General features: G+C 60.2%; 25 protein-coding genes. 12 read left to right on the top strand and 13 right to left on the bottom strand.

Annotated features, from left to right (window positions below; genetic code table 11):
* Window position 1: 1 nt before the first annotated feature.
* Window positions 2-871 carry an alpha/beta fold hydrolase gene (locus AC097P_RS17570; protein WP_479611726.1) on the top strand — a complete coding sequence of 290 codons (870 nt, stop codon included), beginning with the start codon at window positions 2-4 and terminating at the stop codon, window positions 869-871.
* A 61-nt stretch (window positions 872-932) separates the two neighbouring features.
* Here AC097P_RS17570 and AC097P_RS17565 read toward each other — a convergent pair whose 3' ends face one another.
* Window positions 933-1367, bottom strand: coding sequence for a hypothetical protein (locus tag AC097P_RS17565; RefSeq protein ID WP_479611725.1), 435 nt, complete (start codon window positions 1365-1367; stop codon window positions 933-935).
* 80 nt (window positions 1368-1447) lie between these two features.
* On the opposite strand from AC097P_RS17565, the gene AC097P_RS17560 reads away from it, so the two are divergent.
* Entirely contained in the window at window positions 1448-3556 is a 2109-nt protein-coding gene (locus tag AC097P_RS17560; RefSeq protein WP_479611724.1) for a tetratricopeptide repeat protein, read from the top strand.
* Window positions 3557-3644: 88 nt separating this feature from the next.
* Here AC097P_RS17560 and hemH read toward each other — a convergent pair whose 3' ends face one another.
* The 6 genes from hemH to hpnC form a co-directional block, all read right to left on the bottom strand.
* Window positions 3645-4736: a ferrochelatase gene (gene hemH / locus AC097P_RS17555; protein ID WP_479611723.1), complete on the bottom strand. Its 1092-nt coding sequence runs from the start codon at window positions 4734-4736 to the stop codon at window positions 3645-3647.
* Window positions 4737-4828: 92 nt separating this feature from the next.
* Window positions 4829-7276, bottom strand: coding sequence for a penicillin acylase family protein (locus AC097P_RS17550; RefSeq protein ID WP_479611722.1), 2448 nt, complete (start codon window positions 7274-7276; stop codon window positions 4829-4831).
* Window positions 7277-7436: 160 nt separating this feature from the next.
* Window positions 7437-7919 carry a hypothetical protein gene (locus AC097P_RS17545; RefSeq protein WP_479611721.1) on the bottom strand — a complete coding sequence of 161 codons (483 nt, stop codon included), beginning with the start codon at window positions 7917-7919 and terminating at the stop codon, window positions 7437-7439.
* Window positions 7920-8016: 97 nt separating this feature from the next.
* Window positions 8017-9324 carry a hydroxysqualene dehydroxylase HpnE gene (hpnE, locus tag AC097P_RS17540; protein WP_479612092.1) on the bottom strand — a complete coding sequence of 436 codons (1308 nt, stop codon included), beginning with the start codon at window positions 9322-9324 and terminating at the stop codon, window positions 8017-8019.
* Between the two features lie 8 nt (window positions 9325-9332).
* On the bottom strand, window positions 9333-10172 hold the full coding sequence (gene hpnD, locus AC097P_RS17535; protein ID WP_479611720.1) for a presqualene diphosphate synthase HpnD: 840 nt from the start codon (window positions 10170-10172) through the stop codon (window positions 9333-9335).
* 138 nt (window positions 10173-10310) lie between these two features.
* The gene (gene hpnC, locus AC097P_RS17530) at window positions 10311-11165 is read right to left on the bottom strand and encodes a squalene synthase HpnC (protein WP_479611719.1); all 855 of its coding nucleotides are present in this window, start codon (window positions 11163-11165) and stop codon (window positions 10311-10313) included.
* Window positions 11166-11198: 33 nt separating this feature from the next.
* Here hpnC and AC097P_RS17525 point away from each other — a divergent pair, with 33 nt between their 5' ends.
* Together AC097P_RS17525 and AC097P_RS17520 are read left to right on the top strand one after the other, a co-directional pair.
* Window positions 11199-11873, top strand: coding sequence for a hypothetical protein (locus AC097P_RS17525; protein ID WP_479611718.1), 675 nt, complete (start codon window positions 11199-11201; stop codon window positions 11871-11873).
* A 169-nt stretch (window positions 11874-12042) separates the two neighbouring features.
* Window positions 12043-12930 carry a lysostaphin resistance A-like protein gene (locus tag AC097P_RS17520; RefSeq protein ID WP_479611717.1) on the top strand — a complete coding sequence of 296 codons (888 nt, stop codon included), beginning with the start codon at window positions 12043-12045 and terminating at the stop codon, window positions 12928-12930.
* Window positions 12931-12946: 16 nt separating this feature from the next.
* On the opposite strand, the gene AC097P_RS17515 is transcribed toward AC097P_RS17520, so the two are convergent.
* Complete coding sequence (locus AC097P_RS17515; protein ID WP_479611716.1) at window positions 12947-14248, bottom strand: GNAT family N-acetyltransferase; 1302 nt, start codon at window positions 14246-14248, stop codon at window positions 12947-12949.
* Between the two features lie 62 nt (window positions 14249-14310).
* Here AC097P_RS17515 and AC097P_RS17510 point away from each other — a divergent pair, with 62 nt between their 5' ends.
* Together AC097P_RS17510 and AC097P_RS17505 are read left to right on the top strand one after the other, a co-directional pair.
* Window positions 14311-15987 (top strand): NAD+ synthase, encoded by a 1677-nt coding sequence (locus AC097P_RS17510; protein WP_479611715.1) that lies wholly within the window; start codon window positions 14311-14313, stop codon window positions 15985-15987.
* A gap of 63 nt (window positions 15988-16050) precedes the next feature.
* Window positions 16051-16389, top strand: a complete 339-nt coding sequence (locus tag AC097P_RS17505; protein WP_479611714.1) for a P-II family nitrogen regulator — start codon at window positions 16051-16053, stop codon at window positions 16387-16389.
* 87 nt (window positions 16390-16476) lie between these two features.
* On the opposite strand, the gene AC097P_RS17500 is transcribed toward AC097P_RS17505, so the two are convergent.
* From AC097P_RS17500 to AC097P_RS17480, 5 genes are all read right to left on the bottom strand, one after another.
* Window positions 16477-16893 (bottom strand): diacylglycerol kinase, encoded by a 417-nt coding sequence (locus AC097P_RS17500; RefSeq protein ID WP_479611713.1) that lies wholly within the window; start codon window positions 16891-16893, stop codon window positions 16477-16479.
* A gap of 11 nt (window positions 16894-16904) precedes the next feature.
* The gene (locus AC097P_RS17495) at window positions 16905-17402 is read right to left on the bottom strand and encodes an RDD family protein (protein WP_479611712.1); all 498 of its coding nucleotides are present in this window, start codon (window positions 17400-17402) and stop codon (window positions 16905-16907) included.
* A gap of 98 nt (window positions 17403-17500) precedes the next feature.
* A complete protein-coding gene (locus AC097P_RS17490; protein ID WP_479611711.1) occupies window positions 17501-18235 on the bottom strand; it encodes a DUF3106 domain-containing protein in 735 nt (244 codons plus the stop codon).
* 15 nt (window positions 18236-18250) lie between these two features.
* Window positions 18251-18685 carry a DUF3619 family protein gene (locus tag AC097P_RS17485; protein ID WP_479611710.1) on the bottom strand — a complete coding sequence of 145 codons (435 nt, stop codon included), beginning with the start codon at window positions 18683-18685 and terminating at the stop codon, window positions 18251-18253.
* A complete protein-coding gene (locus AC097P_RS17480; RefSeq protein ID WP_479612091.1) occupies window positions 18682-19248 on the bottom strand; it encodes an RNA polymerase sigma factor in 567 nt (188 codons plus the stop codon). Before AC097P_RS17480 ends, AC097P_RS17485 begins: the two co-directional genes overlap by 4 nt.
* A 294-nt stretch (window positions 19249-19542) precedes the next feature.
* On the opposite strand from AC097P_RS17480, the gene AC097P_RS17475 reads away from it, so the two are divergent.
* From AC097P_RS17475 to AC097P_RS17450, 6 genes are all read left to right on the top strand, one after another.
* Window positions 19543-21342: an acetolactate synthase 3 catalytic subunit gene (locus AC097P_RS17475; RefSeq protein ID WP_479611709.1), complete on the top strand. Its 1800-nt coding sequence runs from the start codon at window positions 19543-19545 to the stop codon at window positions 21340-21342.
* A gap of 139 nt (window positions 21343-21481) precedes the next feature.
* Window positions 21482-21973 (top strand): acetolactate synthase small subunit, encoded by a 492-nt coding sequence (ilvN, locus tag AC097P_RS17470; RefSeq protein WP_209396191.1) that lies wholly within the window; start codon window positions 21482-21484, stop codon window positions 21971-21973.
* A 133-nt stretch (window positions 21974-22106) separates the two neighbouring features.
* Complete coding sequence (ilvC, locus tag AC097P_RS17465) at window positions 22107-23120, top strand: ketol-acid reductoisomerase (RefSeq protein ID WP_394782477.1); 1014 nt, start codon at window positions 22107-22109, stop codon at window positions 23118-23120.
* 127 nt (window positions 23121-23247) lie between these two features.
* Entirely contained in the window at window positions 23248-24093 is an 846-nt protein-coding gene (pssA, locus tag AC097P_RS17460; protein ID WP_479611708.1) for a CDP-diacylglycerol--serine O-phosphatidyltransferase, read from the top strand.
* Between the two features lie 53 nt (window positions 24094-24146).
* Window positions 24147-25685: a 2-isopropylmalate synthase gene (locus AC097P_RS17455; RefSeq protein ID WP_479611707.1), complete on the top strand. Its 1539-nt coding sequence runs from the start codon at window positions 24147-24149 to the stop codon at window positions 25683-25685.
* Window positions 25686-25833: 148 nt separating this feature from the next.
* Window positions 25834-26859, top strand: a complete 1026-nt coding sequence (locus tag AC097P_RS17450; RefSeq protein WP_479611706.1) for a serine hydrolase — start codon at window positions 25834-25836, stop codon at window positions 26857-26859.
* Window positions 26860-26867 lie beyond the last annotated feature (8 nt).

The following is a 26867-nucleotide window of genomic DNA, read 5'->3' as shown; positions in this document are numbered from 1 at the left end:
CATGAGCTTCAGTTCCCACTTCATCACCTGCGCTGGCCGGGAGATTCACTACACACAGTGGGGGGCAGCGCAGGCCCCGGTGGTAGTGGCCTGGCATGGCCTGGCGCGAACGAGTCGCGATATGGACGAACTGGCCGCCCACCTCAGTCCGCACTACCGCGTGATTTGCCCGGACACGATAGGGCGTGGCCTCAGCCAGTGGAGCCCGCAGCCTGAGCAAGAGTATTGCCTGGCGTTCTACGCGCGCATCGCCACCGATCTGTTTGACCAGTTGGGCATTGCGCAGGCGCATTGGGTGGGCACATCGATGGGGGGCGCCATCGGTACCGTTTGTGCTGCAGGGTTGCTGGAGCCGTCCATGCGATCGCGCATCCTGAGCCTGACGCTGAACGACAACGCCCCCGAGCTCGCTGCGCCGGCCATTGCCCGCATCCGCGCCTACGCCGGCAACCCGCCGGCTTTTGCCAGCGTACGGGAGCTGGAGGCTTTCTTCCGCCAGGTCTACCAGCCTTTCGGTTGGCTCAGCGATGCACAGTGGCGACGCTTGACCGAAACATCAACCCGCCGCCTGCCCGACGGCCGTGTGACCCCGCACTATGACCCGGCCATGGTGCAGCAGTTCATCAGCCACCCGGACGACTACGCCATCTGGGAGCATTACGACGCGTTGCAGATTCCTGTACTGAGTCTGCGCGGGGCCGATTCGGACCTGGTGCTGGCGGAAACTATCGAGGCCATGCGCCACCGTGGCCCCGGGCTGGCAGGACGCCTGCAAACAGTGGAGGTACCAGACTGCGGGCATGCACCGGCGCTGAATGTGCCGGCACAGCTCGATTGCGTGGCGGCGTTTATTGATGGCGTAGTGGGCTGACGGCAACCGAGGTATCCGAGACTTCAGCAGGTTGGCTGGGATTTACCTGTGGTCATCGGCGTTACTGCGCCATACACGATCTGATTTTTTCGGCTTGAACCGCAGCAGGCTCGGGGGTCTTGCCGGGGTCTCCCATGAAATGCTCCAGCAGACAAGTCTGCCCCAGGAAAGAGTACCGAAGAATGTGCAGCCTGCCAGCAACTGGCATGAACGAGAAATCTCCCGAGCATGTGTGGGTGGCGACCGCGTCGTGAAACTTTGACGACAGGTAAAACCAGGTCTTCTGCCCGGCGGGAACGAGAAACGGTGCTTTGCCGGGGCTAGCAATGGTGGTTCGCTGACCGCAGTACCCATCCTGACCTATGTTGAAAAATTCCGCGTCGCCGACGACAGTGACGATAGCTTTATCGACCGAAATCGGGAGTTGCGCATGAAGGGCTTGGGACGACAAGCTAACAACGATGGCGACCGCTAACGCGGTAGGAGTATTCCTCATGGCGGTGGCTGGAGTGAAACCGGATGAACATAGCCCGGCCAGCGCATTCTACGGATGCGGGCAGACCTAAAATCGCGACCATGCAGCCCACTGTCAAACTCGCCAGCACCCTCCAGCCCGCCGCTGCTAGGCTGGCCAAAGCGATTGCAATGCACCAGCAAGGGCAGTTGCAACAGGCCAAGGCCGGATACGAAGCAATTCTCGCGACTGACCCCCAGCATTTCCAAGCCTTGCATCTGCTGGGTCTTATTGCTGCGCAGACCGGCAACTACGCGGTGGCTGTTGATCTGATTGGCAAGGCCATTGACATCTTTCCGCACAACGCAGACTTCCACGTCAACCGGGGTAACGCGCTGAGGGCACTGAGGCAGCTGGACGCAGCCATCAGCAGCTATGACCGCGCGATTGCGCTCAAGCCGGACTACGCCGATGCCTACGCCAATCGAGGTGCTGCCCTGCAGGAACTTCTGCATCTGGAAGCGGCGGTAGCAAGCTATAACAAGGCCATCGCTATCAACCCCAAGCATGCCGGGGCCTACTCCAACCGCGGGATGGCGCAGCACCGGCTCAACCAGCTGGAGGCTGCGTTGGCCAGCTATGACCAGGCCGTCGCGCTCAGCCCGGCCTACCCCGAATTTCACTTTTTCCGTGGCAATGTGCTGCAGGCCTTGCGGCGTACCGACGCCGCCATCACCAGCTACGACCGTGCCATTGCCCTCAAACCCGACCATGCCCAAGCCTGCTTCAACCGGGCATTTGCGCTGCAGGAACTCAGGCGGTGGGATGCCGCGCTGGCCAGCTACGACCAGGCCATCGCGGCACACCCCGGCTACGCCGAAGCCTATTGCAACCGGGGCGCGGTGCTGCAGGAACTCCAGCGGTTCGAAGAAGCGGTAGCCAGCAGCGACAACGCCTTGTTCCTCAAACCCGACTATGCCGAAGCCCACGCCAACCGCGGTGTGGCCCTGTATGGCCTGAAACAATTCGCGGCCGCCATCGCCAGCTATGACGCAGCTCTGACCATCAAACCGGACTATGTCAGGGTCCACACCAATCGCGGCGTGGCCCTGCATGCGCTCAAGCAGTGGGATGCCTCCATCGCCAGTTACAACCGGGCGCTGGCCATCCAGCCAGACTATGCGCAAGCCCACGCCAGCAAGGGCCTGACGCTGCATGCCCTTGGCCAATGGAACGAAGCATTGGCCAGCTTTGACGCTGCCATCGCCCTAGACGCCAGTGATGCCCAGTCTCGGTTCAACAAGTCCATGACCTTGCTGCTGTGCGGAGACTTTGAAGCTGGTTTGCCGCTGTACGAATGGCGCTGGGAGACCGAAAAAAGCAAGCCGCGCAAGCGCAATTTCTCGCAACCGCTGTGGCTGGGGACCGAGCCGCTGGATGGGAAAACCATTGTTTTGCACAGCGAACAGGGTTTTGGCGACACGATCCAGTTTGTGCGTTACGCCAAACTGTTGGCCGCGCGGGGTGCGCGGGTCATTCTGGAGGTTCCGGCCCAATTGATGGGCTTGCTTCAGGGGCTGGACGGCGTTGACACGCTGGTCGCCACCGGGACGCGGCTGCCACCGTTTGACGTGCACTGCCCGCTGCTATCGCTCCCCTTGGCCTGCAAGACGGACCTGCGCAACATCCCCGCAGCACAAGCCTATTTGCGTAGTGGTGCAGACAAAGTGCAGCAGTGGATGGAGCGCTTGGGCCCAAAGGAAAAGCCTCGGGTGGGCCTTGTGTGGAGCGGCAGTGCAGAGCACGCGAACGATAGCAGTCGCAGCGTCGCCTTGTCCACATTGGCGCCCTATCTGCCAGATACATTCGAGTATGTGAGCCTGCAAAAGGAGGTGCGAGACGCGGACCAGTCCGCGTTGCAGGCGCACGCCAGGATTCGGCACTTTGGCGACCTTTTGCATGATTTCAGCGACACCGCTGGGTTGGTTTCCGTGCTGGACCGCGTTATCAGCGTGGACACCAGCATTGCCCATCTAAGTGCCGCGTTGGGCATCCCAACCGCTATCCTGTTGCCGCAGGTGCCCGACTGGCGCTGGTTACTAGACCGTAGTGACAGTCCCTGGTACCCGCCGGTCAAGCTCTACCGGCAGCGCGTAGACGGCGATTGGGCGCAGGTATTTGCACGTGTTCAGGCGGACCTGCTGGAGAGCCAATCGCACCGTTCTGCGTAGGTCAGCGATTTCATAAAATCGGCCGATAGCCCTCGTCCAGCAAGCGTAAGGCGCTACTGAAAATATAGCAACGATACGAGGCCAAGTTCTATTGCTTAGCCCCCATCGCCAGTGCTGCAATGCGCGAGGTGGCCAGCGCTGCGGCATCGGGCTCGTCTTGTGTATCCCAGCCGCCCATGTGGCGTTCGCTGAGGTTGCACAGCGCGGTAATCCACTCCGGGTCGTCGTTGAGGCAGGGGATGTAGTGGAAGGTCTTGCCACCGGCCAGCAAAAAGGCGGCGCGGGCTTCCATGCTAATTTCTTCCAGCGTTTCCAGGCAGTCGCTGGTGAAGCCGGGGCAGATTACGTCCACGCGCTTGACGCCGGCGCGGCCCATGGCGATCAGCGTGGGCTCGGTGTACGGCTCCAGCCACTTGGCGCGGCCCAGGCGGGATTGGAACGTGACCTTGTACTGTTCCTTGTTGAGGCCCAGCTTGTTGGCCAGCAGGCGCGCCGTCTTCATGCATTCGCAGTGGTACGGGTCCCCCAGCGTGAGCGTTCGCGCGGGCACGCCGTGGAAACTCATGACCAACTGGTCGGGGCGGCCATGTTGTTTCCAGTGCCGCTGCACGCTGTTAGCCAATGCGGCAATGTAGTCCGCATCGTCGTGGTAGTGGTTGACGAAACGCAGCTCTGGAAGGGAGCGGGTACGCGCTGCCCAGGCGTACACCGCATCGAACACGCTGGCCGTGGTCGTACCACTGTACTGTGGGTAGGCGGGCACAACCAGGATGCGGGTTGCTCCCTCAGCCTTCAGCGCGTCTAGCTGCGAGGCGATAGAGGTGCTGCCATAGCGCATCGCGTAGCGCACTTTGACCGCGTGGTTGCGCTGGCCTAGCCAGCCTTGCAGCAGCTTGGATTGCTTTTCGGTCCACAACTTCAGCGGCGAGCCCTCGGGCGTCCAGATGCTGGCGTATTTGGCGGCAGACTTTGCCGGCCGAAAGCGCAAGATGATGCCGTGCAGTATCAGCAGCCACAGCAGGCGCGGAATTTCGACGACTCGTTGGTCGCTAAGAAATTCGCGCAGGTAACGGCGCACCGCCGGGGCTGTGGGCTCGTCCGGGGTGCCGAGGTTGCAGTACAGCACGGCCGTGCGGGGTTGCTGGCCATGCGCGAAGGGAGGTTCGGGAGAAAAGGGCATGCACCATTCTCGCAAATCAAACCAACCTGGGGTTGTACGTGGCCAGTTCCGCCTGAACCGCTATCACTGGACCTTGCTCTGCACGCAAGCGATCAACGGGCAGGAGTTAACGCAAGGGTGCTGACGCGGTGGGCTTTAACGTCCTCTGCACTCAGATACTGCGGCTGGTAGATGCCCTCAGCGAAGAAGGCTGCCTGGTCGGAATAGTGTTTGTCAAACAGCACACCGCTTTGTCCCACCGGGTTAATGCCCATGGCTTTGTCGGGGTGTGCAAAATCCACAACGCGGCGGGTGGACGGACCCGAGCGCACGGCCCACGGGGCGGGGCCTACCTGGTAGTTCATATTGTTGGGCACCTCGCGGCCGCCAGCCACCTTGAACGGGCCCACGTTGAAGATGCTGTCTAGCGGTTTCTGCTGGCCCAGTGGGTGCGCGTGGGTCAGCGTGTGGGCATTGCCCCAATTCCATTTCAGCAAGTCCTTGCCATAGACCGATTCCAGGTGTTTGATGGTGTTGACCCACGCTATGCGCACGGTTTCGAACCGATTCTCGACCTGCTTGGTATTGACGTTGTCCCACCAGGGAGAGTTGGCGTCGGCGATAAGGCGGGGCAGGGCACTGTCCAGCGCGAAGGTACGCAGCAGGTTTTTGAACTGCACCTCGTCCATCTCATCGGCCATCGCGGCGTGGGCCAACTCATACATCAGCTGCGTGAACAGTAGCGCAGCCATGCTGTCGCGGCTGTAGTCGCCGTCCCATATCTGCAGTGGCTCCAGAAACGCCTTTTCATACGGATCGGTGACGACGTTTTTCAAAATGGGCAGCAGGTCTTTCAGCACGCGCGGGCCGTAGCCGTTGGTACCGTCCAGCTGCAGTGCCTGTGCGCCGGCCGTATCCCACTTCTTCTCGGTGTCACGCAGCACGTCATCCAGTCGTTGTGCGCGGTCGGGCAGGCAGTAGTAGCCAGCCACCGGTACGCCACTGGCCGGCTTGGGCTGGTGGTTGGCCGACACGATGTAGCCCCGCGCCGGGTTTTCCTCCTGCGGGTTGAAACTGAAGTTATAGAAGCCTGTTTTGTCCGCCTGGTCGGTGCTGCCGTCCAGTATGAAGGCAGGGTTCACGCCGGAGGGGCGTATCGGCAGCTTTGCGGCAGCCCACCAGCCGATATCACCGGCTGTGTTGGCCCAGACCACGTTCAGGCCGGGCGCGTGGATCTTTTCGGCCGCACTGCGTGCTTTTTCGCGGGTGTTGGCACGGTTCAGCTCGTAAAAGGCATCCATGACCGGGTTTTCGGTCTCCAGGAAGGCCCACCACATCGCAATGGGGGTGCTGCCAAAGCTTTCCTTGAACGCGTCACTGATGATGGGGCCGTGCGGCGAGCGGCGCAGGCTCAAGCGCACATCGTCCTGTCCCTTGACTTTGATAGTCTCGGTACGGGTTTGCAGATCCACCCATTGGCCCTTGACATAAACCTGATTCGGGTTGGACGGGTTGGTCTTTTCCGCGATCAGGTCCACATCGTCGTTCTCGAACATCGTCAGGCTCCAGCCGAACTTGTCGTTGTGGCCCAGCAAGGCAAAGGGGTTCAGCGCTTGGTAGTGGCCATACAACTCAAAGCCCGGTGCGCTCATATGGGCCTCGTACCAGACGGACGGCGCCGAGTAGGCAATGTGCGGATCGCCCGCCAGCAGCGGTTTGCCGCTGGCCGTGCGTTTGCCGGACACGGCCCAGGCATTGCTGCCCTCAAACGCTGGCACACCGGCGGCGTCCAATGCATCCTGGCTGAGTTGGGCTAACTGGCCCAGACCAGCCCAATCTTTGGCGTCTAGCGCCAGCCTGGGGCTTGCAGTGCTGGAAGCGGCTTTTACGCTCTGGTTGCGCGGGTTGTTGTTGATGACGCCTTCGGCATGCCAGTCCAGGTCAAAAATCTTCAGGTGCTCGGGGCTGAGCTTGTCGCGGATGTGGGTCAGCGCGGGCTCCACCTTGAAGGCCTGCGCAAAGCTGTAGGCCAGGTAGCCGCTCACGGCAAAGGTGTCCGCCGGCGTGAACGGGCGCTTAGGGATCTTCAGGATGTCGAATTCCAGCGGCACGGGGTGCGTGTTCTGGAACTGGTTGATGCCATCCAGGTACGAGATCAGCGCCATGTCGGCGGGTCTGATCGGGTTGACCTTGGCGGCCATTTCGTCGGCGCGGGCGCGAATGCCCAGTGTGCGAAACAGCTTGTCGGTCTCCAGCAGCTTGGGGCCCAGGACTTCCGCCAGTTCACCACGGGCCAGGCGGCGAACCATTTCCATTTGAAACAACCGGTCTTGCGCATGCACGTAGCCCAGGGCCCGGTACATGTCCATCTCGCTTTCGGCCTGGATGTGGGGCACGCCACGCTCGTCGTACAACACGGTGACAGGGGCTTTCAATTGTTTGAGAGCCACATTGCCACTGCGCTGGGGTTGTTTGGTGCGGATATGCCATGCTGCCGCACCGCCCGCGGCCAGGACGGCAACGGTAATGGTGGCTACAACGATTTTTACTGCAATATGCATTGGACTACGAGTTTCAAGGGATCGTCGATCATACGCAATGGATGGGAGATGCACCTTGCCAAAAAGTATCTTTAACGCCTTGAAAGGCGGGGGTGATGGCAGGCGCAGTGTGCGTAATCTCAGCGGCACCCTTCCCGCCCACCTTGCTAATAGCAGCCGTTCATGGGCTGGGCTGCATCAGACAAACCACCATGTTCGCGAAGTCAATGCGCGCCTGGTGCTCGATAAAAAACTGCGCCCCAAGTTGACCAGCAAATGGTTCGGTGCCGTAACGCTTGGATGGAATGTTGATGAAGTGCAGGTCCATTACCGAGAATGGCTTCAGGCCAAGCGCATGGGAACCGACAGATACTTCCAACTGGGCGCGGCCAAAGCCTGGTGGTCCCTCGGGAGTGGCGACAACCTTTGGCTTGACACGCTGACCTTCGGTGAGGTCGAGCGTGCTGACGTTGGCACCCGTATCAACAAGTAAGCGTGTTTGAACCCCGTTGAGTGCGATTTGTACTGACGTGTGGCCTGTGCGCTCCAATCGCATCGGGATCGCAATGCCGTTGCCACAGGCACTGGGCTTCGACTCTTGCGCGCCCGCTGGCAGCGCGATCAGGCAAGCCAGCATGGGCAGAATCAGTTTGTTGCGGGTCATGAAAGAAATCTCACATTTGGACAACTGTGCCGCAGGCTGCGTATACCTGTCATGAAAGAGCTTGGCGGTACTTGATCTGCACGTTTCGGCCCACCGTCTAGCGCGAATCGCCCACCGCCCACCCGCTGCGCACCGCCCCTTCAAGGGTGGCGGGGTAGGGGCCTTGCACGTAGTCGCCGGCGGCTATTAGGCCGGGTGCGATCTGCTGCGGCGGTCGCTGGAGGCCGGGTGTACAGGCAAAGGTGGCGTGTTTCTCGACGACGGTTTGAATGGCTTGCAATGCGGGTAGGCCTATGGCGGACAGCTGGTCCTTGGCCTGTTGTAGCACAGCGGCCTGCAGCTCTTCGCGGCTGCCGTCGCTGGCGCTGACGACAAAAGCCAGCAGGCCGTGCAGACCCCCCAGTTGGCCACGGTCGAACACAAACTGCGCCGGTGCTGTCGGCGTGTTGCGCAGGGCCAGCATGGCGTGGGGCAGGCGGGCCTTGGGCGCCCAGGCGTAGACCGTAGCGATCGCTTCAAAGCGCAGCGCTACGGTATCAGCCGCCCAGGCGTGCAATAAATCTGCTATTGATTCAGGAGCTGCTTGCGCACATTCCGCGAGGGCTACAGCCGCGTTTGATGCAGAGGTGGCCCAGATGACGCGGTCAAACGCCTGCCCGTCCAGCAGCCAGTGTGGTGCCTGCCACCGCAGCATGCCGGCGCGCTGGCCCAGATGCACTTGGCCGCCGCGCCGCCTGACCCACTCTGAAGCGGCCACAGGGAACAGCGCGCCCAAATCCGTGCGGGGTAGCAACAGGTGTGAGCCGCCGCGGACGCCAAACAGCGCATCCTGCATGACGCGCAAAAACACCTGGGCACTGGCCTGGTCAGCAGGCGTGTTCAGCGCCGACACGCACAGTGGCTCGATCAACTCGTGCAGCACGCGCGGCGCCATGCGGCTGCACAGCTGCGCCACTGACAGCGTGGGTGCGCAGGTAAAACGCTTCAATTGCCAGCCTAGCGACGCGCGGACCAGCGACCAGCGTTCGCCCCAAGTCCAGCCACGTGCGGTGGCGATGGCTGCGATAGCGTCGAAGGGTGCAGGCCAGTTCGTGGCGTAGGCCGGCGTCTGCAGGCCTGTGCCATCGGGGAAGGGCAGGGAGAGGGGTTGGCGCAGTAGCAGCGCGTCTGGGTCCAGGCCGACCAGGCGCATCAGGCGCAACGTCTCGGTATAGGCGCCGATCAGGATGTGCTGGCCGTTGTCCAGCGTGACGGGGGTGCCATCGGGCAGGATGCCTTGCAGAGCGCGTGCCCTGCCGCCCAGGGTGCGGGAGGCTTCGAATACGGTGACGGTGTGGCCTTGCTCACAAGCCGCAACCGCTGCGGCCATGCCGGCCCAGCCACCACCGACGATGCCAACGCGCAAGGGTGTGGTCACAGTCTGCCCAGGGCTTGCACCTTCCACGCCAGCCACATCTTGCGCAAGGGTGTTAAGCGTATGCGCTGGTGCAGCACCTGGAAATTGTCGGCCTCGATTTCGCGCAACAGCGCGCGGTAAATGCTGGCCATCATCAGCCCGGGCTTCTGTGTGCGCAGGTCTTCGGCAGGCAGCAGGGCCAAGGCCTCGTCGTACAGGCCGTGCGCACGCTGGGCCTGGAAGCGCATCAGCGCCGTGAAGTTGTCGGAATACGTACGCTTCAGAATCTCGTGCGCCTTTACATCAAACTGCTTCAGCTCATTGACTGGCAAGTAGATACGTCCCCGCAAGGCGTCTTCGCCCACGTCGCGGATGATGTTCGTCATTTGCAGCGCCTGGCCCAGCTTGTGTGCGTAGGCTGTGGTCTGGGGCTGGGTCTGGCCGAAGATGCCGGCTGCCACTTCGCCCACGATACCGGCCACCAAATGGCAGTAGCGCTGCAGGCCCGGGTAGTCCAGGTAGCGGGTCTGCGTCAGGTCCATCTGGCAACCTTCGATGACGGCTTGCAGGTGGCGCTGCTCGATCTTGAATTCGGCAGCCAGGGGCATCAGGGCTTGTGTGACCGGGTGGCTTGGCTGGCCGGCAAAGGCCTTGGCCACTTCGGTCTGCCACCAGGCCAGCTTGGTCTGGGCGATGCTGGCGTCCACCATGTCGTCGACGACGTCGTCCACCTCGCGGCAAAATGCGTAGAAGGCGGTGATGGCAGCACGCTTGGGAGCCGGCAGAAACAAGAAGGCGTAGTAGAAGCTGCTGCCGGACGCGGCGGCCTTGTCTTGTACGTATTGCGCTGGGGTCATGGGCGTGGGCTGGATCTAAAAAACGGTCACGGTGGGCCTGGCCCGTTCACGCTTTGCGGGGTGTGGCAATAGCAGCGTGAAAGTGTTCGTAGAAGTATAGTGTGGCGCACACACCGGGCCGCTATTGCCCCTCCAAAATTACATCCATACGGCGCGCCAGAGCATGATCGGGAAATCCCACCAGCGCAACGTGGGACGCTGGGTGAGCGTGGAGTAGTGCAGGGCGTCGATCTTGTCCAGAATACGCAGACCACCTTGCACCACCAGCCGCAGTTCCCAGCCGGCGCGCCCCGGTATCTGGTGCACCAGTGCAGAGCCAAATTCCATGCTAGCCCTCGCCAGATGAGCGTGAGAAGCTATCAATTCTGTAGCGGCTGGCGTCTGGTGCTGCGCCAATATGTCGGCCTGCGGCACGCCAAAGCGCGCGCAATCCTCGGCTGGCAGGTAGTAGCGGCCACGGGGAATGTCCACGCTCAGGTCTTGCCAGAAGTTGATCAGCTGCAGGGCGCTGCAAATGGCGTCGCTGCGTTGTAGCGCCAGCGTACCCGTCACACCATACAGGTGCAGCAGCAGACGGCCCACCGGGTTGGCAGAGCGGCGGCAGTAGTCCAGCAGCTCCGCGTGCGTAGCGTAGCCCTCGGCGGCGGCGGACTTGCGGGTGTCCTGCACAAAAGCATCGAGCAGGTCGTGCAGCAGTTGGGGCGGTAGGTGGTGGGTTTGCAATGCAACCTGCAACGGACCAAACACTTGGGGCCAGCGTGCGCTGGTTGCCGCTCCCGCGCAGGTGGCGTTCAGGTCCGCGCGATAGGCCTGCAGTTCGTCGAGCCTTTGCTGCGCGGTGGCGTCGCCCTCGTCGGCAATATCGTCCGCAGTGCGGGCGAAGTGGTAGATGGCGGCGATAGGGGCGCGCAGGTGGGCGGGGCACAGGAAGGACGCGACCGGAAAGTTCTCGTAGTGGGTGATGGGGGCTGGGCTGTCCTGGGGGGCGTGCATGGGTTGGATTTTGCCAGCAGGCGATCGGAAAAAATGGCTAAGCTTGCCAACATGCTTGAGCACCATGGCCTGGACCCCGTATCGGGGTTCCGTTTTCTTGAGTTTCTGCCGCACCATGGTTATGGAGCAGATGCGGTCGTGATCTACTTACACGGCAGCGGCGAACGGGGTTCCGATCTCTCTTTGGTCAAGCGGTACGGGCTGCCTGCGCTTTTGGCCGGCGCGCAAGTGTCCATCAATTGCCCGGTGATTTGTCCGCAGCTTGAAGCAGAGGCTGAGTGGGACGCGGACCGGCTCGCATTGCTCATCAAGGCGACCGGCAAGCCGTCACAACGTCTTGCGCTGGTTGGCTACAGCCTGGGGGGCTCTGGCGTTTGCCAGTTTGTTGGGCGACTTGGCCCGTTGGTGCATGTTGCGGTTGCCATCGCCGGGCAAGCGCCGCACGGGGTAGACATGGCCCAAGCGGGATTGGAGTTTCTTGCGATCCAGGGCGAACTCGATCCTTGGCCGCGCACTGGCAGTTTTGTCGACGGGATCAACGCGTCTGGTGGAGTTGCCCACAGTGTCGCGCTGGTGGGCAAGGGCCACTACATATCGGAAGAGGCGGTGTTTCATCCTAGCTTCACATCGCTGTTGAAGAAAGTGGGTGTCGACATCGCAGCGCGTCTGCCGCAGCCCGTGCAGGGTGGGGACTTGCAAACGCGATAGCCCGGCGTAGCTGCTTGGGCTGAGCCCCAGTCCAACCTAACTGCGATCCATACCCCTGCTGCTGCACCCTGTCGTATGGATGTGGTTCCGTTCAATTGAGCCAACTAAAGTCGCGCCCATTCGCAACGGCCATTGGTCCGTACCCCACCACGTTTCACAGAAAGAACCCATGACCACTTCACTCTCCCTGGACAACCCTTGCGCTGCTGCGCCGCTGGGGCAGCGCATATTGCGTTTCCCACTGACCCGCGTCGTGCTGGCCGTGGTGTTCTTCATGGTGCCGTTTCTGCTGATGCAGGCCGGTGCCTCCCATTTTTTTGAAGAGAAACTGTTCTTGCGCATGGGCCAACTGTTCGGAGCCTGCATGGGCTGTCTTTCTTATGCGTTTTATGTCACGCGGATAGAAAAGCGGGCCGTAACCGAATTGGCCTTGCCGGGCGCGTTGCGCGAGTACAGCGCGGGCTTTGTACTGGGTGGGTTGATGGTGTGCGCCTCTGTGGCTGGCATCGCCGCCTTGGGCGGTGTGCATACACTGACGCTGGCACCGAGTAGCAACCTCATCCTGCTACCCCTGCTGGTGCACCTGACTGTCAGCCTGATCGAAGAAATGCTGGTGCGCGGAATTTTCTTCCGTGTAGTGCAGGAATTTGTGGGCAGCTGGCTCGCGCTGCTGGCGTCGGGTCTGCTGTTTGGTGCCATGCATCTGTCTAATGACAATGTCTCGGCGCTGGGCATTGCCGACACTGCGGTGGCCGGCGTCTTTTTTGCGGCGGCCTTTTTGTTGACGGGACGCTTGTGGTTGTGTGCAGCGCTGCACGCCGGTTGGAACTTTTTCCAAGATGGCATCTTCTCGCTGGCGGTGTCTGGCCACGATGTGAAGACGGGTCTGCTGGTAACTGAACTCAGTGGTCCCGACTGGCTGACGGGCGGGGCTTACGGCGTAGAGGGTTCGGCTGTCAATCTGGCATTCGTAGTTCTGGCCAGTGCCGCCATGGTTTATCTGGCCTGGCGCCGTGGGCGTATGGTGCAGCCAGCGTGGACCCGACGCCAGGCATAGAAGGTGTATTCGATGCTTAGCCGGCAGGCTCGCGCTTGAACGGACTGCGCTGTTTCAAGTCTTGCAGGTAGCTATTGATCCCTTCGTCCTCGCGTTCGAGAAACCTGGCAACCGCATCCGCAAACGCGGGGTGCGCGAGCCAGTGGGCGCTGGTGGTCTTGACCGGCAGCAGGGCGCGTGCCATCTTGTGCTCTCCTTGGGCGCCACCTTCGAAGCGGTGGTATCCGTGTTCAATGCACCACTGCAGCGGCTGGTAGTAGCAGGCTTCAAAGTGCAGGCAGTCCACGCGCTCCAGTGCTCCCCAGTAGCGGCCGTAGGCTACTTTTGTTGTGCTCTCGCGGCGGAGACTGGATGGCAGCGGGTTTTGCTCCGTGTCCCCCGCCCGCTGCGCGGGCTCCTCCTTTACCTGCGCAAAACCCGCCGCCACCCAGCCTCCTGGGGCGTTTGGATCGCTAGCCCTTGTAGGATAAGCATCTAATGCTATCAAACTGCTAGCAATCGGTTTCCCCTCTCGCTCGGCGATGAACAACAACCAGTGTTCGGGCATGGTGCTGGCCATGCTGGCGAAGAAATTGCGGCTCAGGTAGGGCGCGTTGCCGTGTTCCAGGTAGGTGCGCTCGTAGCAGCGGTAGAAGAAGTCCCACTCGGCCGGCGTGATGTTGGCCCCCTGTGACCACCGAAAACTGACACCGGCATCGTAGACTTTGCGGCGCTCCTGTCGAATCTTTTTGCGTTTGTCCTGCGACAGGGATGCCAGAAAGGCTTCGAAGTCCGAGTAGCCCGTTTCTGTATTCTTCCAATGGAACTGCACCGTATGGCGCAGCATCAGCCCGGCCGTCTCGCACGCTGCCGCGTCGTCGTCATTGGCAAACAGCAGGTGCAGGGACGACATGCCGTTTTGATCACACCAGGCAACCAACGCTTGCACCAGCGCCACACGTGCCGCCGCATCGCGCGCCATCAGCCGCGCACCGGGCACTGGGGTAAAGGGCACTGCTACTGTCGCTTTGGGGTAGTAGGGCAGCCCGTGCTGGGCGTAGGCGTTGGCCCATGCCCAGTCGAACACGTATTCGCCGTACGAGTGGATCTTCTCGTACAGCGCGCAGGCAGCAACCAGCGCTCCATCCAAGCTCAGCGTGATGAAGTGTGGCGTCCACCCCGTCTTGGGTACTGCGCTGCCGCTGGTGTGCAACGCTGCCAGGTAGGCGTGGCGCATGAAGGGGCTGGGGTTGGGCTGGGTTTGCAGCAGGGCGTCCCAGGCCGTGGCGTCCACGTCCAGCGGCGAGGCCAGCACCCGAATGACATAATCCTCAGCCAAGGTGCACCTTGTGTGCTGGGTCTGCTGCGGTGGATCGGCTACTAACGAAATATTCCTGCTTCATGACTCTCAAACTGTGTGTTGCGCAACTCAACTTCGTCGTGGGTGATCTGCAGGGCAATGCCCAGAAGATCATCACCGCGGCCCAGAGCGCCTACGCGGACGGCGCCCGCCTGCTGCTGACCCCCGAACTGTCGATTTGCGGTTACGCCGCCGAAGATCTGTATCTGCGCCCGGCGTTTATCCAAGCTTGCGATGATGCCGTGAAAACGGTGGCCGATGCTTTGGCCGGGTTAAAAGACATGGCGGTCGTCGTGGGCCACCCCACCGGTGGCGACAGCCGCACGCGCTCCACTGCCGTGCAGCAGCGTTTCAATGCGGCCAGTGTGCTGCGCGAGGGGCAGGTCGTTGCCACCTACGCCAAGCGCGAGCTGCCCAATTACCAGGTGTTTGACGAGCGGCGCTACTTCTCGCCGGGCGATGGTGTTTGCGTGTTCGATGCCGGTGTTGAGGGGCACCGCCTCCGTGTGGGCCTGCTGATCTGCGAGGACGCCTGGTTCGCACAGCCGGCACGGCTGGCCAAGGAGGCGGGGGCTGAGTTGCTGGCGGTCATCAACGCGTCGCCCTTCCATGTGGGCAAGGGTTACGAGCGCGAGGACACGATGCGCCAGCGTGTGCAAGAGACAGGCCTGCCGCTGGTCTATGCGCACCTGGTGGGCGGGCAGGATGAGGTGGTGTTTGAGGGCCACTCGTTTGCGCTGAACGCGGACGGCTCCCTGGCCGGTCGGGCCCCAAGCTTTAAGGAGAATCTCTTTGCAGCCCTCGTGGAACGGCCACAAGCAGCTATCAATATCGTAGCAATTGTTGAGCCGATCCGCACACCCGAGCAGGACCTGTGGGACGCGTTGGTGCTGGGCGTGCGCGATTACGTGGGCAAGAACGGCTTCCCCGGCGCGCTACTGGGGCTGTCGGGTGGCATCGATTCAGCACTGGTGCTGGCTGTTGCTGTCGACGCTCTGGGCGCTGACAAGGTGCGTGCCGTGATGATGCCGTCGCCGTACACGGCCGACATCAGCTGGCTGGATGCCCGTGAGATGGCCCAGCGCATGGGTGTGCGCTACGACGAGATTTCTATCGTGCCGCAGTTCGAGGCGTTCAAGGCCTCGCTGGCGACTGAGTTTGCCGGGCGCGCCGAGGACACGACCGAGGAAAACATCCAGGCCCGTATCCGCGGCACACTGCTGATGGCGCTCAGCAACAAGTTCGGCAGCATCGTGCTGACCACCGGCAACAAATCGGAAATGGCGACCGGCTATTGCACGCTGTACGGCGACATGGCGGGCGGTTTTGCGGTCATCAAGGACCTGGCCAAGACGCTGGTGTTCAAGATGGCGCACTGGCGCAATGCCAACGACCCCTATGGTACGGGAGTGAGCCCGATACCCGAGCGCATCATTACCCGCCCGCCCAGTGCCGAGCTGCGCCCCGACCAGAAGGACCAGGACAGCTTGCCGCCCTACGAGGTGCTGGACGCGATCGTCGACCGCTATATGGAGAACGACCAGAGCATTGAGGCCATCATCGCTGCCGGGTTTGATCGGGCTGATGTGGAAAAGGTCACGCGCCTGATCAAGCTCAACGAATACAAACGCCGCCAGTCACCGGTAGGGATTCGGGTAACCCATCGCAGTTTTGGCAAGGATTGGCGGTATCCTATAACCAATCGATTTCGAGCGTGAGACTTTGCGGGACAGACCGCAGCGAAGCGTAGCTCTGTCCTCAACTGATTAAAAAGGATTCGTATGAAACAAATCACCGCCATCGTCAAACCGTTCAAGCTGGAAGAGGTGCGTGAGGCGCTGGCCGACTGCGGCGTTACCGGCCTGACGGTCACCGAGGTCAAGGGCTTCGGCCGCCAGAAGGGTCATACCGAGCTCTACCGCGGCGCTGAATACGTTGTCGACTTCTTGCCCAAGGTGAAAATCGAGGTCGTCGTAAAGACCGAAGATGTGGACCGCTGCGTGGATGCCATCGTCAAGGCCGCGCACACCGGCAAGATTGGAGACGGCAAGATTTTTGTTACCAGCGTGGAGCGCGTCGTTCGCATCCGTACCGGTGAGCAGGACGAATCAGCGGTTTAAACAGAGCCCCCACGCTCCCACTTCGTGTGTTTCGCTGCCCCCCCCCGAGGGGGCTGAACTTGCTCGGGGCAGCCCTTCGCGGCGTTCCTAAGCGAGCCGGTGGTACAGCGCTGCCGCCCAGATGCCCGCGCAAATCAGCAGGCTGAGTAAGACCGCGGCGCTGCCCATGTCCTTCGCGCGCTTGGACAGGTCGTGCCACTCGGGACCGATACGATCGATGGCGGTTTCGACCGCCGTGTTGAGTAACTCCACCACCATGACCAGTACCACGCTGGCGGCCAACAGAGCAATCTCCACCCAGTTCTTGCCCAGCCAGAACGCGACGGGCAACAACACCACCGAGGCGATCGCTTCCTGTCTAAAAGCTGTTTCACCCCAGCCGGCACGCAAGCCTGCCAGCGAATAGCCGGCGGCATGCAGGACCCGGTTCAGGCCCTTGCGTTCCTTTTGGGGATTGACCACGGCAGAAGCGGCGTTCTTAGCGCTCTTGGTATTGGATGGCATGTCAGCGGGCCTTAGCGGCTCAAGGGCAGTGAGGTGATCAGGCGGGTGCCTGCTATCGCATCGTGCCAGAACTGCCCTTGAGGATGGAAGCGGCTGAGCAGGGCCCAGACAATGACCCAACCGATGATGATGACGGCCGTTTCACCCCCACTGATCTGAAAAAACCACAGCGCGATCAGTGGCGGCAGGAACCACAGCCAGCTCAGCGCGTAGCGTGCCAATGCCCGTAGTTGCGAAATAGCTTTGCCATCCAGTCCAACGATGCGAATGTTCCAGGTCTTCATGGCCAGGGTCTGGCCCTTGGCCCAGAACCACACGAAGTAGATGCCAAAGATGATGAAGATGAAGGCCTGCAGTGCGTGCCGGTTATCCATAGCATTGCGGGTCTGGCTGAGCGTGCTGAACAGGTAACCGGCCAAAAACACGACACCAAACAGCAGCATGCCTTCGTATAGCCAGCAGGCCATGCGACGCCACAGGCCGGGGGTGTTCATTTCAATAGTCTGCATGGGGAGGAAGGAGTCACGGATCGGCGCGATTGTATAGGCCGGGTACGCGCTAACGACGGCACACGGCGCCGATCTGGGTAGGTTCGGCTGGCCGGCTATCAGTTCGGGGAAATCGAATCTGCGTTGACCGCGGGAACCGATGGGGTGGCTGTTGCGGCAGCGGGTGCCACGACGAGCGCCGGAGGTGGTGGCAACGGAAGCAGCGTATTGGGGTCGATTCGGGGTTTGGCTGCCACTGCCGCAGCGTCATCGGGTGGCGTGTGGCGGGTAATCGGAACGGCAGTCAGCTTGCTGGGAGGCACGGGCGTCACAGCGACGGCGGCGCCGATCACTTTACGTCTGCCTTTGGCTGCCAGGTCGTTCTTTTTTTCGCTGCTGAGGCTCTGGTAGGCCTCCCACTCGGCTGTACGCGTCGAAGGGGGCAGCTTTTTGGTATCAACGAAGTTGAGACGGGCACGTTCGCGCTGGTTGGGAGTCAGTGCGGCCCACTCGGCCATGCGGCTTTGCATTTTTTCCTGTTCAGCAGCGGAGCGGGCCGCATAGCTTTGGGACAGGGCGATCCATTTATTCTTGTGGGCGCTGGTGAGCGTGTTCCACGTGCCCATCAGGGGCTTGAGAACCTGGCGTTGCGTGGCAGTCAATTCCAGCCATTGCGGCCCGGATGCCTGGGCAATCAGCACGGGGGGAGCCACTGGCGCCGAAGGTTTGGAGCTGCTGGGGGCGAGAGCCTGCCCCACCGCTATGCCGACCGCCCCGATCAGCGCGCACCCAAGAACTACCCGGCGAAATGTGGATAGTGCTCGAATATGGGCCAATAGATCAGTAACGGGCATGGAAGTCAGAAAACGCTAGTCTCGGCGGTTGATGCTCAGGAAGTGCATGAAGCCGGGATCGGTATAGGCGGCAGGTGGCAGGTCGTCTGCAAGGAGCTCGACATCCACATCGGCAATTTCGTTGGCACGTTGCTGCTCTTGCACAACGGTAATGGTCAACAGACCTGCAACCAAGGCCAACAATGGGATCACGGCGCCCAAGCGACTCCAAAGGCCGCCATCCAGATCACCAGCATTCAGCGTTGCAGCGCCACCCTGAACGTTTACGCTGGTCGCGGTCTGGAGTTTGACAACTTTGCGTTTAGCCAAGGCCTGCGTGCGGGCAACCTTCAAGCGCTCGGAAATATCATTGGGAATACTTTGGGTCGTATCAGACAAACGCGCAGCAATATTGCGGCCCATGCGGTCCTGGTAGCTCTCGAACAGCTGGGGATCTAGTGTTGTTTTCATATTCGTATTCCTTTGGCGCTCAAAGCTTTACCCAAGGCCTGGACGGCTCTCGAGCAATGTGTTTTGACACTGCCTTGCGAGCAACCCATGGCCGCAGCGGTCTCGGCAACATCCATCTCCTCCCAGTAACGCATCAAAAAGGCCTCTCGTTGACGCGCAGGCAGTTGCTGAACCTCAATTTCTATCTCACGCAATGTTTGTGCCCGTTCGGTCTGAGTCTCGGCGCTCTCATTTTGTTCCCCGTTATGCGCTGCATGCAGGGTTTCCAACAGGTCAAACCCCTCGTCATCACCCGGCGATTCGAAGTCGCTCATTGTGGAAAACAGCGCTTTCTGGGTCTTCTGGCGCCGAAACCAATCGAGCGTGCAGTTGGACAGGATGCGTTGGAACAGCATCGGCAGCTCTTCCACGGGTTTGTGACCGTAGTGCTCAGCCAGCTTCATCATGCTGTCCTGGACGATGTCCAGCGCCGACTCGTCATTGCGAACGTGGTAAACGGACCGCTTGAAAGCGCGTTTTTCCACGCTTTTCAAAAAATCGGATAGTTCGCGGTCTGAGGCCAAGAGAAATGAGGCGAGGAAGGTGGAATCAACAAACACCGCAAGGCCAAAACGGCTGCATTCGCGGTAGACAGGCACGAATTATGGCATTTGTATGCCCAACATTTGTGCGGCGGGTACCAAAGGGTGCGTAGTCGGTGCGATAATGTGGTTTGCATTCAAAAGGCAAACGGGTTTTGGTTCGGCGCAGCATTCAATGCGTCCATGGCCAAAATCTTAAGTTCCGACGCGACTTCACAAGAGTTTTGCGAAGGGGCACCCAAGGTTTTTCGTTAGAGAAATTCACAAAGGTTCATCATGGAAATTTCAAAAGCTGAAATCGCTTCGGCGTCGGCTGCATCCCACCCCGCCAAGTCCCCCGGGACATCCTCCGGCACGCTCGAACTCCGCGGCGCGGAAATTCTGGTCAAAGCCCTGCAGGCCGAAGGCGTCAAATACATCTGGGGTTACCCCGGTGGTGCGGTACTGCACATTTACGACGCGTTCTACAAACAAGACACCATCCAGCACGTTTTGGTGCGCCACGAGCAAGGTGCGGTGCACGCAGCCGACGGTTATGCCCGTGCTAGCGGCAATGTGGGCGTGGCGCTGGTGACATCCGGCCCCGGTGTGACCAATGCGGTTACCGGTATCGCCACCGCCTATATGGATAGCATCCCCATGGTGATCATCACCGGCCAGGTACCTACGCATGCTATCGGTTTAGATGCATTCCAGGAATGCGATACGGTGGGTATCACCCGGCCTATTGTTAAACACAATTTTCTGGTCAAGGACGCCCGTGACCTGGCAGAAACGCTAAAAAAAGCCTTTCACATTGCGCGTAGCGGCCGTCCCGGCCCCGTTGTGGTTGATATCCCCAAGGATGTGTCGTTCAAGAAGGTGCCTTACACCGGCTACCCCACATCGGTGGAGATGCGTTCGTACAACCCGGTTCGCAAAGGGCACGGCGGGCAGATCCGCAAGGCCTTGCAGCTGCTATTGACCGCCAAACGCCCCTATATCTACACCGGCGGCGGTGTGTTGCTGAGCAATGCGTCCAACGAACTGCGCACCTTGGTGGATATGCTGGGTTACCCAGTGACTAATACCTTGATGGGCTTGGGCGCTTACCCGGCGACTGACCGAAAATTCCTGGGCATGCTGGGCATGCACGGCACGGTGGAAGCCAACAACGCCATGCAAAACTGCGATGTTTTGCTGGCAGTCGGCGCGCGTTTTGATGACCGCGTGATTGGTAACCCCAAGCACTTTGCGCAAAACGAGCGCAAGATCATCCACATCGATATTGACCCTTCCAGCATTTCCAAACGCGTCAAGGTTGACATTCCTATCGTCGGTGATGTCAAAGATGTGCTGCAGGAAATGATCGCCATGATCAAAGAAGGAACGGTCAAGCCCGACGCCAATGCCCTGGGCGCCTGGTGGGAGACCATTGAGGAATGGCGCAAGCGCGACTGCATGAAGTACAGCATGGGCAAGGGTGACGTCATCAAGCCGCAGTACGTGGTCGAAACCCTGTGGAACATGACCAAGGATGCTGATACCTACATCACGTCCGACGTGGGGCAGCACCAGATGTGGGCGGCTCAGTACTACAAGTTCAACGAGCCACGCCGTTGGATCAATTCGGGTGGTCTGGGCACCATGGGCGTGGGCATTCCCTACGCAATGGGCATCAAGCTCGCCAAGCCCGACAGCGAAGTGTTCTGTATCACCGGCGAAGGGTCGGTGCAGATGTGCATCCAGGAGCTGTCGACCTGCCTGCAGTACAACACGCCGATCAAGATCGTGTCGCTGAACAACCGTTACCTGGGCATGGTGCGCCAGTGGCAAGAGGTCGAATACGAAGGCCGCTATAGCCATAGCTATATGGATGCGCTGCCCAACTTCGTGAAGCTGGCCGAGGCCTATGGCCACGTCGGCATGCTGATCGAAAAACCGGGTGATGTGGAGCCGGCGCTGCGCGAAGCCCGCAAGCTCAAGGACCGTACGGTTTTCATGGATTTCCGTACCGACCCGACCGAGAACGTGTTCCCCATGGTTCAGGCCGGCAAGGGCATCACGGAAATGCTGCTGGGAAGCGAAGACCTTTAAGCCAAACAAGGCTCTAGCCCCCGCGCAGCGAGCGTAACCAGCTATCAAAACGATAGCGATTTTTTAGACGAATCTATTGTCCGCCAAGCCCGCAACTTACCGGTTGCGGGGGAGGGCGGCGAAAAGAGGAATCCATTTCATGAAACACATCATTGCAGTTCTTTTGGAAAACGAGCCGGGCGCCCTGTCACGGGTCGTCGGCCTGTTTTCGGCTCGTGGCTACAACATCGAGTCCTTGACCGTTGCGCCCACGGAGGATCCCAGTCTGTCCCGCATGACGATCCAGACCACCGGCTCGGACGACGTCATCGAACAAATTACCAAGCACCTGAACCGTTTGATCGAGGTCGTCAAGGTTGTGGACCTGACCGAAGGCTCCTACATCGAGCGCGAGCTGATGATGGTCAAGGTGCGTGCCGTCGGCAAGGAGCGAGAGGAGATGAAACGCATGGCCGACATCTTCCGCGGCCGCATCATCGACGTCACCGACAAGAGCTACACGATTGAGCTCACTGGCGACCAGTCCAAGAACGACGCTTTTTTGGAAGCCCTGGAGCGCGCCGCCATTCTGGAAACGGTGCGAACCGGCTCCAGCGGCATTGGTCGCGGTGAGCGTATATTGCGAGTCTGATTTTCCGTAGGTTCGAGCGCGCGTTTCGACAGGCTCAACGCGAACGGACCTTGGCTAGTGGCGATCAACGGTCACCGTTCGCCCTGAGCCTGTCGATGGGCATTTCGCCAAAGCACTTTTTAGGAGATTGAAAATGAAGGTTTTTTACGACAAGGATTGCGACCTGAGCTTGATCAAGGGTAAGACCGTTGCCATCATTGGCTACGGCAGCCAGGGCCACGCACACGCGCAAAACCTGAACGACAGCGGCGTCAAGGTCGTCGTCGGTCTGCGCAAGGGCGGCGCATCGTGGGACAAGGTCGCCAAAGCTGGCCTCAAGGTCGCTGAAGTCAACGAGGCAGTCGCCTCCGCCGACGTCGTCATGATTTTGTTGCCTGACGAAAACATCGCTGGCGTATACCAAGAGATCGAGTCGAGCCTGAAGCAAGGCGCCTCGCTGGTGTTTGCCCACGGTTTCAACGTGCACTACAACCAGGTCGTGCCCCGCGCCGATCTGGACGTGTGGATGGTTGCGCCCAAGGCCCCTGGCCACACCGTGCGCAACACCTACACCCAGGGCGGCGGCGTGCCCCACCTGATCGCTATCCACCAGGACAAGTCTGGCAAGGCCCGTGATCTGGCCCTGAGCTACGCCATGGCCAATGGCGGTGGCAAGGCCGGCATCATCGAAACCAACTTCAAGGAAGAAACCGAGACCGACTTGTTCGGTGAGCAGGCCGTGCTGTGCGGTGGTGCGGTTGAGCTGATCAAGATGGGTTACGAGACCCTGACCGAAGCCGGTTATGCGCCTGAAATGGCTTACTTTGAATGCTTGCACGAGCTCAAGCTCATCGTTGACCTGATCTACGAAGGCGGCATCGCCAACATGAACTACTCCATCTCCAACAATGCGGAGTACGGCGAGTACGTGACTGGCCCCGAAGTCATCAACGACCAATCCCGTGCAGCCATGCGCAATGCCCTGAAGCGCATCCAGAACGGTGAATACGCCAAGATGTTCATCCAGGAAGGCCGTTTGAACTACCCCAGCATGACAGCGCGCCGTCGCAACACCGCTGACCACTCCATCGAGAAGGTCGGCAGCCAATTGCGTGCGATGATGCCTTGGATCGCCAAAAACAAGCTGGTGGACCAGTCCCGCAACTGATGCGTTTGCGGTTTGCCTGCAAAGGCCACTTCGGTGGCCTTTTTGTATTTTTTGGCCGCAGCGGCGCAAGGCCAAACGCTTGAGCGCTCGCTTACACTTGTAAGCATGAGTCTTGCTAGGAGAATTTATGCATGATGGCGCGGATTCCGCATCGGCGGATGACGTGAATGTCTTGGTGCGCAAGCGCCGCAAGGGCATTTACATTTTGCCCAACCTGTTCACACTGGCCGCGCTGTTTGGCGGTTTTTACGCGATTGTCATGGCCATCAACGGCCGTTTCGACCAGGCTGCAATCGGTATTTTTTGTGCCATGGTGTTGGACAGTCTGGACGGCCGTGTGGCCCGCATGACGAATACGCAAAGCGCCTTTGGTGAGCAGATGGACTCGCTGTCGGACATGGTGTCCTTTGGCGCTGCACCGGCCTTGATCTCCTACGTGTGGGCATTGCAAAGCCTGGGCCGCTGGGGCTGGATTGCCTCTTTTGTCTACTGTGCCTGCGCGGCGCTGCGGCTGGCACGGTTCAACGTCAACACGACGGTGGTCGACAAGCGTTACTTCCAGGGCCTGCCGTCGCCTGCCGCTGCGGCATTGATTGCCGGCTTTATTTGGTTGCTGACCGAGTATGGCCTGAAGGGAACCAGTGCGCTGGAGTTGGGTCCTATCGTCGTGCCGGTGCCGTGGATGATGTTTGCGCTGGCGCTGTACGCCGGCCTCACGATGGTGACCAATGTTCCGTTCTACAGCTTCAAAGACATCCAGATGAAGCGCAGCGTCCCGTTTGCGGTGACGATTCTGATCGTGCTGGGTTTTGCGGTGGTGACTATCGACCCACCCACGGTGATGTTTGGTATTTTTGTGCTCTACGGTATCAGCGGTTACGTGGTCTATGCCCGGCGCAAGTCGCGTGGCCAGCAGACCAGCGTGATCAGCACATCCACCGATGAGCCCGACGAGCGCGGATTGCACAAGTAGCAATCGCTGGCGCTATTGAAGACACAGACAAAGAGATACACAGGAGATACGACATGGCTGACAAATTGATCATTTTCGACACCACCTTGCGCGATGGTGAGCAGTCTCCCGGTGCGTCCATGACCCGTGACGAAAAGCTGCGCATTGCCCGCCAGTTGGAGCGTCTGAAGGTTGACGTGATCGAGGCTGGATTCGCAGCCAGTTCCAATGGTGACTTTGAGGCGGTGCAGCTGATTGCCAACAGCATCAAGGATTCGACAATCTGCTCGCTGTCACGCGCCAATGACCGCGACATTTCACGCGCAGCCGAGGCGCTCAAGGGTGCCAACCGCGCCCGTATCCACACCTTCATTGCCACGTCTGCGCTGCACATGGAGAAGAAGCTGCGCATGACGCCGGATCAGGTGTTCGAACAGGCTAAGCAGTCGGTGCGCTTTGCCCGCAATTTGGTGGACGACATCGAATTCAGCCCGGAGGACGGGTACCGCAGTGATCCGGACTTTTTGTGCCGTGTGATCGAAGCCGTCATCAACGAAGGCGCAACCACGATCAATGTGCCCGACACTGTGGGTTATGCCATACCGGAGCTGTACGGCAACTTCATCAAGACGCTGCGCGAGCGCATTCCTAATTCAGACAAGGCCATCTGGTCCGTGCACTGCCATAATGATTTGGGCATGGCCGTCGCCAACTCTCTGGCCGGTGTCAAAATCGGTGGGGCTCGCCAGGTGGAGTGCACGATCAATGGCTTGGGCGAGCGGGCAGGCAATTGCAGTCTGGAAGAGATCGTCATGGCGGTGAAGACGCGCAAGGATTACTTTGCGTTGGATTTGGGCATAGATACCCAACACATCCTGGCCGCCAGCCGCATGGTCAGCCAGACCACGGGATTTGTCGTTCAGCCGAACAAGGCCGTTGTGGGCGCCAACGCATTCGCCCACGCCTCCGGCATCCACCAGGACGGCGTGTTAAAGGCGCGCGACACGTACGAAATCATGCGGGCAGAGGACGTGGGCTGGACTGCCAACAAAATCGTTCTGGGCAAGCTCAGCGGTCGCAACGCCTTCAAGCAACGCCTGCAAGAACTCGGCGTGCAACTGGAGAGCGAAGGCGAGGTCAACGCTGCATTTGCCCGCTTCAAAGAGTTGGCCGACCGCAAGAGCGAAATTTTCGACGAAGACATCTTGGCCCTGGTCAGCGATGAGAGCGTCAGCCAATTAAAGGAGCAATACGCCTTTGTGTCGCTGTCGCAGCACAGCGAGACGGGCGAGCGCCCGCAGGCCAGCATCGTGTTTACCGTGGACGGCGTAGAGGTGTCCGGCGCGTCGGATGGCAATGGCCCGGTCGACGCATCGCTGAAAGCCATTGAGCAACATGTCAAAAGCGGTGCCGAGATGGTGCTGTATTCGGTCAATGCCATCAGCGGCTCCACCGAAAGCCAGGGCGAAGTCACCGTCCGGCTGCAAAACAGCGGTCGCGTTGTCAACGGCGTCGGGTCTGATCCGGATATCGTCGTCGCCTCGGCCAAGGCCTATTTGAGCGCGTTGAACAAGCTGCACAGCAAGTCTGAAAGCATCGCTGCACAGGGTTAATGCGAGGGTAAGCCCGAATAAGCCAGGTATTTCTTGAAGTTTGTCGCGCAAGTAGTTGATCTTGCGCGACTTTTTTGTTTACACTCTAACGGCAGGCTATCGTATTGACTGATTTATTCGCTCACCAAGTACTGCCGTTGGGACTAACATGAATACTCTATTTTTCCGCTGTGGCTTACTTGCCATACTGTCTTCACTGGTGGTTGTGTCGGCCCACGCGGAGATTGTTAGGCACCCTTCCGCCAAGGCAGGAAAAAAGGTGGTGGTCAAGGCCAAGGCGGCGCGCAAGCACGCGGCCTTGCGCGTGGCGGCCGTAGTCCCCAAGGTTCCGTCGTTTGGCCAGATCGCCGGCCTGCACGGCGCGCACGATGCCCTCGATTTGAAATCCAGTGTGGCCTTGGTAGTAGACCAGGATACGCAGGAAGTGCTCTTCCGCAAAAACGACCAAGCCGTACTCCCCATTGCCTCGATCACCAAGCTGATGACGGGCCTGCTGATCAGCGAAGCCAAGCTGCCAATGGACGAGATGATCACCATCACCCAAGACGACGTGGACATGGAAAAGGGCAGTTCGTCGCGCTTGCGCGTAGGCACCGAGTTGAGCCGTGGTGAATTGTTGCACTTGGCACTGATGTCCAGCGAAAACCGGGCTGCCAATGCCCTAGGGCGCAGTTACCCCGGTGGTCTGGCTGTGTTCGTCGGCAAGATGAATGCACGTGCCAAAGCCCTGGGAATGATGGACACCCGATATGTGGAGCCCACCGGCCTGTCCAGCAAAAACCAGTCCAGTGCGCACGACCTGGCCACGCTTGTGAACTTTGCCTATGGTGATCCCACGCTGCGCGAGCTGTCTACATCCACCGGATACCAGGTTGCAGTGGGTCACCGCACACTGCAATACAACAACACCAACCGCCTGGTCAAGAATCCCGCCTGGGAGATCGGCCTGCAGAAGACCGGCTACATCAGTGAAGCCGGCCAGTGTCTGGTGATGCAGGCCAAGGTGGCCGGACGCAAGCTCATCATGGTCTTTCTGGATTCGGCAGGCAAACTCAGCCGTATTGGCGATGCCGAGCGTGTCAGGCGCTGGGTGGAGTCCATCCCAGCTGTGCCAGCGGTCAAGCCCACACCCGTGGCCAGCCTGGTGGCCGAACCTAAGGTCGTCGTTAACTAAGGCAAACC

Source organism: Rhodoferax sp. ZS1R8 (genome assembly GCF_056521325.1).
The sequence above is the reverse complement of the archived record's forward strand: the minus strand, read 5'-3'. Positions and strand labels throughout refer to the sequence as shown.

Excerpts from the sequence above, each read along its gene's own strand:
- AC097P_RS17475 (WP_479611709.1), top strand. The coding sequence starts at position 19,543 with ATGGAAATTTCAAAAGCTGAAATCGCTTCGGCGTCGGCTGCATCCCAC.
- AC097P_RS17525 (WP_479611718.1), top strand. The coding sequence starts at position 11,199 with ATGGCTAAGCTTGCCAACATGCTTGAGCACCATGGCCTGGACCCCGTA.
- AC097P_RS17455 (WP_479611707.1), top strand. The coding sequence starts at position 24,147 with ATGGCTGACAAATTGATCATTTTCGACACCACCTTGCGCGATGGTGAG.
- hpnC (WP_479611719.1), bottom strand. The coding sequence starts at position 11,165 with ATGCACGCCCCCCAGGACAGCCCAGCCCCCATCACCCACTACGAGAAC.
- ilvN (WP_209396191.1), top strand. The coding sequence starts at position 21,482 with ATGAAACACATCATTGCAGTTCTTTTGGAAAACGAGCCGGGCGCCCTG.
- AC097P_RS17505 (WP_479611714.1), top strand. The coding sequence starts at position 16,051 with ATGAAACAAATCACCGCCATCGTCAAACCGTTCAAGCTGGAAGAGGTG.
- AC097P_RS17490 (WP_479611711.1), bottom strand. The coding sequence starts at position 18,235 with ATGCCCGTTACTGATCTATTGGCCCATATTCGAGCACTATCCACATTT.
- AC097P_RS17500 (WP_479611713.1), bottom strand. The coding sequence starts at position 16,893 with ATGCCATCCAATACCAAGAGCGCTAAGAACGCCGCTTCTGCCGTGGTC.
- ilvC (WP_394782477.1), top strand. The coding sequence starts at position 22,107 with ATGAAGGTTTTTTACGACAAGGATTGCGACCTGAGCTTGATCAAGGGT.
- AC097P_RS17565 (WP_479611725.1), bottom strand. The coding sequence starts at position 1,367 with ATGAGGAATACTCCTACCGCGTTAGCGGTCGCCATCGTTGTTAGCTTG.
- AC097P_RS17560 (WP_479611724.1), top strand. The coding sequence starts at position 1,448 with ATGCAGCCCACTGTCAAACTCGCCAGCACCCTCCAGCCCGCCGCTGCT.
- AC097P_RS17495 (WP_479611712.1), bottom strand. The coding sequence starts at position 17,402 with ATGCAGACTATTGAAATGAACACCCCCGGCCTGTGGCGTCGCATGGCC.
- hemH (WP_479611723.1), bottom strand. The coding sequence starts at position 4,736 with ATGCCCTTTTCTCCCGAACCTCCCTTCGCGCATGGCCAGCAACCCCGC.
- pssA (WP_479611708.1), top strand. The coding sequence starts at position 23,248 with ATGCATGATGGCGCGGATTCCGCATCGGCGGATGACGTGAATGTCTTG.
- AC097P_RS17545 (WP_479611721.1), bottom strand. The coding sequence starts at position 7,919 with ATGACCCGCAACAAACTGATTCTGCCCATGCTGGCTTGCCTGATCGCG.
- AC097P_RS17550 (WP_479611722.1), bottom strand. The coding sequence starts at position 7,276 with ATGCATATTGCAGTAAAAATCGTTGTAGCCACCATTACCGTTGCCGTC.
- AC097P_RS17570 (WP_479611726.1), top strand. The coding sequence starts at position 2 with ATGAGCTTCAGTTCCCACTTCATCACCTGCGCTGGCCGGGAGATTCAC.
- AC097P_RS17450 (WP_479611706.1), top strand. The coding sequence starts at position 25,834 with ATGAATACTCTATTTTTCCGCTGTGGCTTACTTGCCATACTGTCTTCA.
- AC097P_RS17520 (WP_479611717.1), top strand. The coding sequence starts at position 12,043 with ATGACCACTTCACTCTCCCTGGACAACCCTTGCGCTGCTGCGCCGCTG.
- hpnD (WP_479611720.1), bottom strand. The coding sequence starts at position 10,172 with ATGACCCCAGCGCAATACGTACAAGACAAGGCCGCCGCGTCCGGCAGC.
- AC097P_RS17510 (WP_479611715.1), top strand. The coding sequence starts at position 14,311 with ATGACTCTCAAACTGTGTGTTGCGCAACTCAACTTCGTCGTGGGTGAT.
- AC097P_RS17485 (WP_479611710.1), bottom strand. The coding sequence starts at position 18,685 with ATGAAAACAACACTAGATCCCCAGCTGTTCGAGAGCTACCAGGACCGC.